The sequence below is a fragment of the Argonema antarcticum A004/B2 genome (assembly GCF_023333585.1).
Lineage (GTDB): Bacteria > Cyanobacteriota > Cyanobacteriia > Cyanobacteriales > Aerosakkonemataceae > Argonema > Argonema antarcticum.
The window spans coordinates 1-9785 of the sequence record NZ_JAIQZN010000160.1 but is presented as its reverse complement, the minus strand read 5'-3'; the positions used below and the strand labels follow the sequence as shown (position 1 = coordinate 9785).

The 9785-nt window shown below is 50.3% G+C and carries 5 protein-coding genes; 1 reads left to right on the top strand and 4 read right to left on the bottom strand.

The features are described 5' to 3' along the window. Positions 1 to 199: 199 nt before the first annotated feature. From LAY57_RS33795 to rpsT, 4 genes are all read right to left on the bottom strand, one after another. Entirely contained in the window at positions 200 to 2071 is a 1872-nt protein-coding gene (locus LAY57_RS33795; protein WP_249071574.1) for a DNA-directed RNA polymerase subunit gamma, read from the bottom strand. A 799-nt stretch (positions 2072 to 2870) separates the two neighbouring features. After that, positions 2871 to 6263 (bottom strand): DNA-directed RNA polymerase subunit beta, encoded by a 3393-nt coding sequence (gene rpoB, locus LAY57_RS33790; protein ID WP_249071573.1) that lies wholly within the window; start codon positions 6261 to 6263, stop codon positions 2871 to 2873. Positions 6264 to 6859: 596 nt separating this feature from the next. Next, positions 6860 to 7636: a TatD family hydrolase gene (locus LAY57_RS33785; RefSeq protein WP_249071572.1), complete on the bottom strand. Its 777-nt coding sequence runs from the start codon at positions 7634 to 7636 to the stop codon at positions 6860 to 6862. Positions 7637 to 7753: 117 nt separating this feature from the next. Beyond that, positions 7754 to 8062 carry a 30S ribosomal protein S20 gene (gene rpsT / locus LAY57_RS33780; protein ID WP_249071571.1) on the bottom strand — a complete coding sequence of 103 codons (309 nt, stop codon included), beginning with the start codon at positions 8060 to 8062 and terminating at the stop codon, positions 7754 to 7756. Between the two features lie 214 nt (positions 8063 to 8276). Here rpsT and hisD point away from each other — a divergent pair, with 214 nt between their 5' ends. After that, positions 8277 to 9668, top strand: a complete 1392-nt coding sequence (gene hisD / locus LAY57_RS33775; RefSeq protein WP_249071570.1) for a histidinol dehydrogenase — start codon at positions 8277 to 8279, stop codon at positions 9666 to 9668. The last annotated feature ends 117 nt before the right edge of the window (positions 9669 to 9785 follow it).

Here is a 9785-nt window from a genome sequence, read left to right as displayed (position 1 = left end):
TGAGTGCTTCGGCTTTAGTGCTGAGTGCTGAGTAAGTTTTATCTCTCTCCCCCTCTCCCCCTCTCCCCCTCTCCCCCTCTCCCACTCCTCACTTAGCACTCCTCACTCCTCACTCCTCACTCCTCACTCCTCACTCCTCACTCCTCACTCCTCACTCCTCACTCCTCACTCAGCACTCAGCACTAAAGCCGAAGCACTTTCAAGAAGCCACTTCTTGAATAGCCTTGTTGTAGATAATCCGACCGGCTGTGGTACGGATGTACCTAGAGATTGTTTTGCCGTCGGCTGTTTCTCTCACGCGCTGAAATTTATAGATTTTGGTAATTGTGCCATCCTCTTCTGTGCGAACTTCCAGGGGTTCTGTGTCGGGTTCGTCGGTTTCCATCGGGCCTTCGTAGCGTACCCAGACATATTCGTGCAGGTTGAGTTTGCGCTGTTCATAAGCCAAAACTACGTCGTCGAAGTTGGCCATATAGCGAGATTCTTTGTTGGTGAAGAGGGGGTTGTCGGCGGTGAGGTAATAGCAGCCGAGAACCATGTCTTGAGATGGGGTGACGATCGGTCTGCCTGTCGCTGGTGACAATATGTTGTTGGATGCCAACATCAGCAACCGCGCTTCTGCCTGAGATTCCAGAGAGAGGGGCACATGCACGGCCATTTGGTCGCCGTCGAAGTCGGCATTGAAGGCGGGACAGACGAGGGGATGGAGTTGGATGGCTCTACCTTCTACCAAGATTGGCTCAAATGCCTGGATGCCAAGTCTGTGGAGTGTGGGGGCGCGGTTGAGCATGACGGGATGCCCTTCGATCACTTCTTCCAGGACATCCCAGACGCTGGGGTCGTTGCGCTGGATGAGTTTTTTGGCGGCTTTGATGTTGTTGACGAGTCCCTGGCGAATCAATCTGTGGATGACGAAGGGTTGGAAGAGTTCTATGGCCATCTCTCTGGGCAGTCCGCATTGGTGTATCTTCAGCTTTGGCCCGACGACGATGACCGATCGGCCCGAATAGTCAACTCGCTTGCCCAATAGGTTTTGCCGAAATCTGCCCTGCTTCCCCTCAATGATGTCGCTGAGCGATTTCAGGGGTCGGTTATTTGCCCCCACCACTGTGCGTCCGCGCCTTCCGTTGTCTATCAGGGCGTCAACTGCTTCTTGCAACATCCGTTTCTCGTTGCGGACGATGATTTCTGGTGCCAAGATTTCTTGCAGTCTCGCCAGACGGTTGTTGCGATTGATGACGCGGCGATAGAGGTCGTTGAGGTCGCTGGTGGCGAATCTTCCTCCATCTAGTTGCACCATTGGGCGCAAGTCTGGGGGGATGACGGGGATGACTTGCAATACCATCCATTCTGCTTTGGAGCCGGTGGCGACGAAGTTGTCGATGACGCGCAGCCGTTTGATCAGCTTGGCGCGTTTCTGTCCCTTCGCGGTGGCGATTTCTTCTCGCAGCTGTTCTGCTTCTGCTTCCAGGTTGATATTTTGCAACAGGGCTTGCAGGGCTTCGGCTCCGATGCCCACTTCGATTCCCGATAGGTGAGAGTCTTCGCTATAGAGTTGGTCTTCTATCTCCATCCATTGGTCTTCGGTCAGCAGTTGTTTGTAACTCAGGTTGTCTGCATTTCCCGGTTCCAACACTACATAGGCGTTGAAATAGACGATTTGCTCGACATCTCGCAGGGGCATATCCAGCAATATGGCGATGTAGCTGGGGATGCCTTTCAGATACCAGACATGGGCGACGGGGGCGGCGAGTTTGATGTAGCCCATGCGATGACGGCGCACTCTAGATTCTGTGACTTCCACTCCACAGCGTTCGCAGACTATGCCTCTGTGGCGAACTCGCTTATATTTGCCACAATGACATTCCCAATCTTTTGCTGGTCCGAAGATGCGCTCACAGAAGAGTCCATCCATCTCTGGTTTGAGTGTTCTGTAGTTGATCGTTTCTGGTTTGGTCACTTCGCCCACTACCTGACCATTTGGCAATGTCCTCTCTCCCCATTGGCGGATGCGTTCTGGTGAGGCGATACCGATTTTTACATAATCAAAGCGTTGTTCTAGTTTTGCCATTTTTTCAACTCCAACTAATATGTTTTGATGATTTTTATTGCCACTAATTTGATTTCTGTCATTATGTGTTTCAAGGTAGTAGCAAGGGTGGCGATCGCATCGAACGTATTTACGGTTCTTTCCGCTCAAAATATGTTGTTGTAAGTAGCACAGGTAATTAAAATCTTGGCATGACCGACATATTGATTTTGGATTTTAGATTTTAGATTTTGGATTGAAAAATTTTAATCCAAAATCCAAAATCCAAAATCTCTACCCCGATCTGTGCTACCACAAAGTGCTGATGTTGAACATTGGCATCATAATTCCGCAAGATGCAGAGGGGCGGCGGAATAAAAAGGTAAGTGATTTTTTGAACAAAAGCATAACAACTCCCTCATAGCCTGTGTATTCAAAGTAGTAACTCTGCGATCGATATCGTCCGATATGTGTAAGGGCATGGTGTCCTATTGTCAGGATATAGTGTCCGATATTTGTGAGGATATAGTGTCTGATATTGGTAAGGATATGATGTTCGATATGTGTAAGGGCATGGTGTCCGATATTTGTAAGGGCATGGTGTTTGCTATTTGTGAGGATATGGTATCCGATATTTGGAGTAGCAGCACGGCGTCCGACTATTTACATTTTTTTTTGAATAAGCTTAGTTAGCTGTGCTACTACAGAGAATAGTTAATTTTGTTGAGATTTCAGATTTCAGACTTAAGATAAATCCAAAACCCAAACATGATGCTTCGATCGAGGTTCCAGAAACCCGGTTTTTCCAAAAAACCGGGTTTCTCGTCTCTTCAAAAAACCCTTAATCTTCTTCCTCCACCAAATCTTCCCGACTCAGAGACTCGTATGTAGGCTTAGTCGGGGTGCGACGATTGCCCACATCTGCCATCAGGTCCACCTCCACATCGCGGCTGCTGCCATCTTCCGCAGTCTCCACTTTGTGAACTGCGATATCCAGACCCAGAGATTGCAACTCCCTCATCAACACCTTGAAAGATTCGGGAGTGCCGGGACGAGGAATGGATTTGCCCTTGACGATCGCATTCAGCGCTTCGTTCCGGCCCTGCATATCGTCCGACTTCACAGTCAGCAACTCCTGGAGAGTATAGGCTGCGCCAAAAGCTTCCAGCGCCCAGACCTCCATCTCACCAAAACGTTGACCGCCCTGTTGCGCCTTGCCACCCAGAGGTTGTTGGGTGACGAGAGAGTAGGGGCCTGTGGAACGAGCGTGAATCTTGTCATCCACGAGGTGAACGAGCTTGAGCATATAGGCTTTGCCGATGGTGATAGGGCGATCGAAAGCCTCTCCAGTGCGACCATCGTAGACAGTTGTCTTACCAGGATTCTCTGGGTCGAAGAGCCAATCCTTGCCCGTCTCTTCCCGCGCTTGTTCCAACTTGCCATGAACTGTGGTGCGAGAAGCCTCCAAACCATAGCGTTCGTCGAAGGGAGTGATCTTGAACCTTGTCCCCAGATTTTCTCCAGCCCAAGAGAGGAGACACTCAAATACCTGACCGACATTCATGCGGCTGGGCACACCCAGAGGATTGAGAACAATATCCACAGGAGTGCCGTCGGGGAGATAGGGCATATCTTCCAGCGGGAGAATGCGAGAGATAATTCCCTTATTGCCGTGGCGACCGGCCATCTTGTCACCCACCTGGATTTTGCGCTTTTGGGCGACATAGACTCGCACCACCATATTTGCGCCGGGGGGAAGTTCGTCACCTTGTTCTCTGGTGAAAACTCGGACATCCACGACCCTGCCCTTCTCGCCATTGGGAACACGGAGAGAGTTATCGCGGACATCGCGAGCTTTTTCCCCAAAGATTGCTCGCAGCAGCTTCTCTTCTGGCGGTTGGTCAGATTCGCCCTTTGGGGTCACCTTGCCCACGAGGATATCGGCAGCCTCTACCCATGCGCCAATCCGAATAATTCCCGTCTCATCCAACTGGCGAAGAGAATCTTCCCCCACATTGGGAATTTCCCTAGTGATTTCTTCTGGGCCCAGCTTAGTTTGGCGAGCCTCGATCTCGTATTTCTCGATATGGATGGAGGTGTAGATATCGTCAGAGACGAGACGCTCGTTGATGAGGATGGCATCTTCATAGTTGTAGCCCTCCCAAGGCATATAGGCGACGAGAATGTTGTGGCCCAGAGCGATTTCGCCGCCCTCAGTCGCGGAACCATCTGCCAGCACCTGACCCGCCTTGACCATAGCGCCCATCTTCACCAGGGGACGTTGATTGAGGCAGGTATCTTGGTTCGATCGCTGATATTTCTGCAAGATATACTCAACCTCCTGCTCGTTGCGAGCCTGACGTGCCTCTGCCTTCGTAAGCGTTACCGTACCTTGTTGCCCCTCTGCCCCTCTGCCCTTCTGCCCCTCTGCCCCTTCTGGGCGGTGAGTCTTCACCCGAATCCTCTCTGCATCCAGATAAACCACCTCACCATCGTGGCGAGAGACAATCACCATACCGCTATCTCTCGCCGCCTGCGCCTCCAACCCAGTCCCCACCAGAGGACGTTCTGGTTTCAGCAGCGGCACTGCTTGGCGCTGCATATTCGACCCCATCAGCGCCCGGTTGGCATCATCATGTTCTAGAAAAGGGATGAGAGAAGTGGCGACCGAGATGATCTGGACTGGAGAGACGGCGACATAATCTACCTGCATAGGGGTAGTGGTAGTGAATTCTTGGCGGTATCGAACGGGAACAGTTTCCCCCAAGATTTTGCCCTCCTCATCGATCGGGATATCACCTGGGGCCACGCGCTTATCATCTTCCTCATCCGCAGTCATATAGGCAGGAATGCGAGAACTCAAGATCTTGCCATTTTCCACAGGCCAGAAAGGAGTCTCCAAGAAGCCATAGGAATTGACCCGTGCATGAGTGGCGAGAGAACTGATCAGACCCGCATTGGGGCCTTCGGGAGTTTCGATCGGACATACCCGTCCATAGTGGGAGGGGTGAATATCCCGAACTGCGAAACCCGCCCGCTCCCTCGTCAAACCCCCCGGTCCCAGAGCAGAGAGACGACGCTTGTGAGTCAATTCTGCCAGGGGGTTAGTCTGGTCCATAAACTGAGATAGCTGGGAAGAGCCAAAAAATTCCTTAATCGCCGCCACCAGAGGTTTGGGATTCACCAAACTGGCCGGGGTGAGAGATTCCGAATCCGAGACAGTCATCCTCTCCCGAATGATTCGCTCCAGACGGTTTAGCCCCACGCGAACTTGGTTCTGGAGAAGTTCCCCGACCGATCGCACCCGGCGATTTCCCAAATGGTCGATATCATCTGTACTGCCGATATCGAATTCCAGATTGATCAGATAGTCGATGCAACTTAGGATATCTGGCGGAGTCAGCACCCGGACTGTATCCGCCACAGAGAGTCTCAGCTTGCGATTTAGCTTATATCTGCCCACCCGACCCAGATCGTAGCGTTTAGGGTCAAAAAATCGACTATCCAACAATTGTTGTCCGCCAGAGACTGTCGGTGGCTCGCCCGGTCGCAGCTTGCGATATAGCTCCATCAGGGCTTCCTCCTCTGTCGGATTCCCCTCCTTCTCCAGAGTCTTCTGAAAATATTCTGGGTGGCGAAGAGCGTCGAAGATTTCGTTATCTGCCAAACCCAGACTCTTCAGCAACACCTGGGCACTGAGCTTGCGAGTCTTGTCGATGCGTACCCACACGAGGTCGTTCTTATCTGTCTCAAACTTCAGCCACGCGCCTCGGTTGGGGATGAGCGAGGCGCTGTAGGTACGGCGACCATTTTTGTCCACCTCTGACTTATAGTAAACGCCAGGGCTGCGGACAATCTGGTTGACTATTACCCGTTCTGCTCCATTAATAATAAAAGTGCCGCGATCGGTCATCAGGGGCAAATCGCCAATAAAGACTTCTTGCTCCTTTATTTCGCCAGTTTCTTTATTAATCAACCGCGTAGGCACATACATCTGCACGGCGTAAGTACTGTCCCGGCGCTTCGCCTCATCCACATCATATTTAGGACGCTTCAGCTTGTAGTCTTTGCCCAAGAAATGCAACTCAAGCTTGCCGGTGTAGTCCGTAATCGGCGAAAAGCTGCTCAGCTCCTCTATTAGTCCTTCCTCTAGGAACCAGCGAAAGCTCGCTCGCTGAATCTCAACTAAGTCTGGTAAAGTGACAGTAGGTTCCGTGTATGTCTGATTAGTCATCGGGTAGCGAGTAGTGGGTAACTTTTTTTACTGAATACCAAACGGTCAGTTTATGTGCGTGCGAAGTATATCTTGGAAAAAACTGATAGTTAGGGCGATTCGCAAGGACACGATTCGGAGTGGGATATCATTATAGTTGATAGTTGGCTTCGCCCGCTCGTATATTGTCCAAAAATCAATGGCGCATCCAAATGGATCAAGCATTCGGTATATCTTTGGCTTTAACCAACAAGTTATCCAAGGGAATGCTTCGCACCTATACGGTTTAGGGTTTTTTGGTAGGAGTGGTGAATATATCTACTAGGTTCCTATTTTCAGATTTGTTTCCGTTTTCCAACACATAGCACAGACAAGTGCCCGATAGATTATTATTTGTGGCGGTGAATTGTGGCCTAAAATGGCTACGCTGTGCAGATTAACTCAAGGGTAGAGTTCCTAGCGCCTTATTCCTTTTACCATTATGGCGCAAGCTTTAACCTATTGACGTAAAAATAATCCAGAATTACCTTGTGCGGATTCGGTGATTTCGATCGGATCGCCCTAAAACACGAGCGTCTATTATAGCCAAATTAACCCCATTATACAAGTCATGCCCCCTAACTAAAGCCAAACAGTCGATAGGCATTTTCAGTTGTAATTTTCGCGATCGTTTCCGTCGAGACACCCCGCAGACCAGCCACTCGATCGGCAACATACCGCACGAATGCCGGTTCGTTGCGTTTACCCCGCTTTGGCACCGGTGCTAAAAAAGGGCAATCCGTCTCTATCAGCAAGCGCGATATCGGTACCATCCTAGCCGATTCCTGCACTTGAACAGCATTTTTGAATGTGACAATACCGCTAAAGCTGATATAGAAACCCAAATCTACAAACCATTCAGTTTCTTCTGGCCCTCCTCCCCAACAGTGCATAACCCCCCGTACCGCACCCTTAGAGTCCCAAAAATCTTGCAATAGCTCTCGCATTCGCACTGCTGCATCGCGACAGTGGATAATCACCGGCTTATCGAGTTTCTGTGCCACATCTAGCTGAGCCAAAAAAGCCGTTTCTTGTATGGCTTGGTTTTCTGCCTTATAAAAATCTAATCCCATTTCGCCTATAGCAACTACTTTGGGATCGGATCTTCCTAAAGACAGAATTTGGTCTTCGGACTGAGTTACCCATTTATGGGCGTCTAGGGGATGCAAGCCGACAGCAAAGAATACTTCGGGAAACTTGTGAGCGATCGCTTGAATGCTTGCGAATTCATCCGGTTCCACGCAGGAATGAACCAGACGAATCACGCCAGCTTCTAGCCATCGCTGTCGCACTGCCTCCAGTTCAAACTCAAACACATCAAAATTGATGTGAACGTGGGTGTCGATCAACTGCATTAAGAAGGGGCTAGGGGCTAGGGACTAGGAAGGAAGAGGGAGAGGGAAGAGGGATTTTAGATTCGGCAAATTTAAATCTAAAATTTGAAATTCCCAACTACCTAATACCACAAACAGCTAGGAAGCCGCAGATGCTGTATTGCTGTCGTAGCGTTTGAGAGCGCGGGCCAAGCGAGATTTTTTGCGAGCCCCATTATTGGGATGTAATATACCTCGCTTAACCGCTTTGTCAATTTTGCTATAGGCAGACGCCATGCGCTGCTTTACTTCCTGTAGGGATTCAGGGCTGGGCTTGGCACCGTAGCTTTGGAGGGCTGCCAAGAAGTTTTTCGTCAGGGTCTTGACCGCTGAACTGTAAGCTTTGTTACGCAAACGGTTGCGTTCTGCAATTTGAACTCGCTTAATAGCGGACTTAGTATTAGCCACTGGTCAGTACCAAAGTAACTCTATAATAAAGAACATTCAAAATCCTCGAAGAACTAATATAACATCTATACTGACGAGAGAGCGATCCCAATAAAAATCCACGTTAAGCTAGAGAAACGAGTATGGGTAACGCTGGCATCTGCATTTTGGCCTTGATGCCTTTTGACCCATTCTCAAAAAGGGTAATTCCAAAGGAAACGGCATTCCTAACTCCATGCTGCGAATCATTACTCAGCGGATTGAGGCAGAGTCGGAATTGCGGCGTATCCGCGATCGCACTTCCACTGACCAAATTGTTCATAAAGAAGCAACGGTTCGGGAAGTCCTACAGGCGGTAAAACGCCAAGGCGACCGGGCAGTCTTGCATTATACTCAAGAATTTGACCTTACATATCTGACTTCAGAACAGCTGCGGGTGAGCGGAGCGGAATTAGATGCCGCTTACCAACAGGTGTCCAAAGAGTTACTGGAGGCAATTCAGTTAGCAAGAGCGCAAATAGAAGCGTTTCACCGACAGCGAGTCCCCAAATCCTGGGTTCAGTTTAAAGACGATGAGGTAGTGTTGGGGAAGCGTTACACCCCAGTAGACCGGGCTGGCATCTACATTCCTGGCGGTCGGGCTGCCTATCCCAGTACTGTTTTGATGAATGCCATCCCGGCCAAAGTTGCTGGCGTGCCTAGAATTGCGATGGTAACGCCACCAGCGAGTCCGAGTCAGCTTACGGGGCTAGAAGTAACAAAATCAGAATTGAAGTCAGCGCAAATGGCTCCTAGCATCTCCCCAGCTGCGATTAATCCGGCGGTACTGGTGGCAGCACAGGAAGCAGGCGTCCACGAAATCTATCGGGTGGGGGGCGCTCAGGCGATCGCCGCATTGGCCTACGGGACAGAAACTATACCCAAGGTAGATGTAATTACTGGCCCAGGTAACATTTATGTGACCCTGGCCAAAAAATTAGTCTACGGCACGGTTGGGATTGACTCGTTAGCAGGGCCATCAGAAGTATTGGTAATTGCCGATCGAACTGCCAACCCAGTTTATGTGGCAGCCGACTTGTTGGCACAAGCCGAACACGACCCAATGGCAGCCGCCATCCTGGTAACTACCGATGAACTGCTAGCGCAGAAAGTACAGGCAGAAGTGGAATGGCAATTGCGGGAACACCCGCGACGCTTGCTAACAGAGAAAGCTCTAGCACATTACGGCTTGATTGTTGTGGTCGAGTCCCTAGCCGTTGCTGCGGAACTTTCCAACGAATTCGCGCCGGAACATCTGGAACTGGAAGTAGATGACCCTTGGGCAATGCTGGAGCTGATTCGCCATGCCGGTGCAATATTTATGGGTTCCTCAACCCCCGAAGCGGTGGGAGACTACCTGGCAGGGCCTAACCACACTCTGCCGACTTCTGGTGCAGCTCGCTACGCTTCAGCACTGGGAGTGGAGACTTTTATGAAACACTCCTCAATTATTAGTTATTCGCCAACCGCACTCCAAAAGGTAGCCAACGCGATCGATGTTCTAGCTAATGCCGAAGGGCTTCCTTCTCATGCTGACTCAGTGCGACTCCGTATGCCCAAGCGAGAGCCTGGGAACGAGGGGTTATAAATCCTTAAGGGTTAAAAGCAGGGGTTCATCAACAGTTGTGACTTTACTAACATTTACTCACAATCCTTCACTTTTACTCCCTGGCCTTACCACACTCGCCCAAACCCATAGTAAAAT

Coding starts and splice junctions, on each gene's coding strand:
- hisD (WP_249071570.1), top strand. CDS start 8,277: ATGCTGCGAATCATTACTCAGCGGATTGAGGCAGAGTCGGAATTGCGG.
- LAY57_RS33785 (WP_249071572.1), bottom strand. CDS start 7,636: ATGCAGTTGATCGACACCCACGTTCACATCAATTTTGATGTGTTTGAG.
- rpoB (WP_249071573.1), bottom strand. CDS start 6,263: ATGACTAATCAGACATACACGGAACCTACTGTCACTTTACCAGACTTA.
- LAY57_RS33795 (WP_249071574.1), bottom strand. CDS start 2,071: ATGGCAAAACTAGAACAACGCTTTGATTATGTAAAAATCGGTATCGCC.